This window comes from Stenotrophomonas sp. TWI809, from assembly GCF_039673205.1.
Classification (GTDB): Bacteria; Pseudomonadota; Gammaproteobacteria; order Xanthomonadales; family Xanthomonadaceae; genus Stenotrophomonas.
On record NZ_JBDJLE010000044.1, the window covers coordinates 2,501 to 5,000 of the forward strand.

The 2,500-nt window shown below is 53.5% G+C and carries 1 rRNA gene (only partly in view); it reads left to right on the plus strand.

Features of this window, described 5'->3' with window-relative positions:
* Positions 1-2,500 (plus strand): 23S ribosomal RNA (locus tag ABE472_RS18615) (it extends past both window edges: 184 nt to the left, 195 nt to the right).

Sequence of the window (2,500 nt, forward strand, 5' to 3'; positions counted from 1 at the left end):
AACTGAAATATCTAAGTAACCAGAGGAAAAGAAATCAACCGAGATTCCCTGAGTAGCGACGAGCGAACGGGGACTAGCCCTTAAGCTGGAATGGTTCTAGAAAAACAGCCTGGAACGGCTGGCCATAGAAGGTGATAGCCCTGTATTTAAAAGGGCCACTCCAGTGAAGACGAGTAGGGCGGGGCACGTGAAACCCTGTCTGAACATGGGGGGACCATCCTCCAAGGCTAAATACTACTGACCGACCGATAGTGAACCAGTACCGTGAGGGAAAGGCGAAAAGAACCCCGGAGAGGGGAGTGAAATAGATCCTGAAACCGTGTGCGTACAAGCAGTAGGAGCTCGAAAGAGTGACTGCGTACCTTTTGTATAATGGGTCAGCGACTTACTGTTCGTGGCAAGCTTAACCGTATAGGGGAGGCGAAGGGAAACCGAGTCTGATAAGGGCGCATAGTCGCGGGCAGTAGACCCGAAACCGGGTGATCTAGTCATGGCCAGGGTGAAGGTGCCGTAACAGGTACTGGAGGCCCGAACCCACGTCTGTTGCAAAAGACGGGGATGAGCTGTGATTAGGAGTGAAAAGCTAATCGAACCCGGAGATAGCTGGTTCTCCTCGAAAGCTATTTAGGTAGCGCCTCATATGTATCCTCTCGGGGGTAGAGCACTGTTATGGCTAGGGGGTCATCGCGACTTACCAAACCATTGCAAACTCCGAATACCGAGACGGACTGTATGGGAGACACACGGCGGGTGCTAACGTCCGTCGTGAAAAGGGAAACAACCCAGACCCACAGCTAAGGTCCCAAATTCACTGCTAAGTGGAAAACCATGTGGAAAGGCACAGACAGCCAGGAGGTTGGCTTAGAAGCAGCCACCCTTTAAAGAAAGCGTAATAGCTCACTGGTCGAGTCGGTCTGCGGGGAAGATTTAACGGGGCTAAGCAGTGAACCGAAGCTTGGGGTGTGCATATTTATATGTACGCGGTAGAGGAGCGTTCCGTAAGCCGTTGAAGGTGGATTGAGAAGTCTGCTGGAGGTATCGGAAGTGCGAATGCTGACATGAGTAACGATAATGCGGGTGAAAAACCCGCACGCCGAAAGCCCAAGGTTTCCTTGCGCAACGTTAATCGGCGCAGGGTGAGTCGGCCCCTAAGGCGAGGACGAAAGTCGTAGTCGATGGGAAGCAGGTTAATATTCCTGCACCTCGCGTAAGTGCGATGGAGGGACGGAGAAGGTTAGGTGTACCCGGCGTTGGTTGTCCGGGGGAAAGGCGGTAGGTTTGGATCTTTGGCAAATCCGGGATCCTTTAAGACCGAGCACCGAGACGAGCCTTTAAGGCGAAGTCACTGATACCACGCTTCCAGGAAAAGCTCCTAAGCTTCAGCTTACGCAGACCGTACCGTAAACCGACACAGGTGGGTAGGATGAGAATTCTCAGGCGCTTGAGAGAACTCGGGTGAAGGAACTAGGCAACATGGCACCGTAACTTCGGGAGAAGGTGCGCCCTTTTTGGTGGCTCATGCGAGCTATAGCTGAAGAGGGCCGCAGTAACCAGGCCGCTGCGACTGTTTATCAAAAACACAGCACTCTGCAAACACGAAAGTGGACGTATAGGGTGTGACGCCTGCCCGGTGCTGGAAGGTTAATTGATGGGGTCAGCCGCAAGGCGAAGCTCTTGATCGAAGCCCCAGTAAACGGCGGCCGTAACTATAACGGTCCTAAGGTAGCGAAATTCCTTGTCGGGTAAGTTCCGACCTGCACGAATGGCGTAACGACAGCGGCGCTGTCTCCACCCGAGACTCAGTGAAATTGAAATCGCTGTGAAGATGCAGCGTTCCCGTGGCAAGACGGAAAGACCCCGTGAACCTTTACTATAGCTTTACACTGAACGTTGAGTTCGTCTGTGTAGGATAGGTGGGAGGCTATGAAACTGTGGCGCTAGCTGCAGTGGAGCCATCCTTGAAATACCACCCTGTCGTGCTTGACGTTCTAACCTAGGTCCATAATCTGGATCGGGGACCGTGTATGGTGGGTAGTTTGACTGGGGCGGTCTCCTCCTAAAGAGTAACGGAGGAGCTCGAAGGTACGCTCAGCGCGGTCGGACATCGCGCACTGTGTGCAAAGGCATAAGCGTGCTTGACTGCAAGATCGACGGATCAAGCAGGTAGGAAACTAGGACTTAGTGATCCGGTGGTTCTGTATGGAAGGGCCATCGCTCAACGGATAAAAGGTACTCCGGGGATAACAGGCTGATACCGCCCAAGAGTTCATATCGACGGCGGTGTTTGGCACCTCGATGTCGGCTCATCACATCCTGGGGCTGTAGTCGGTCCCAAGGGTATGGCTGTTCGCCATTTAAAGTGGTACGCGAGCTGGGTTCAGAACGTCGTGAGACAGTTCGGTCCCTATCTGCCATGGGCGTTGGAGATTTGAGAGGGGCTGCTCCTAGTACGAGAGGACCGGAGTGGACGAACCTCTGGTGTTCCGGTTGTCACGCCAGT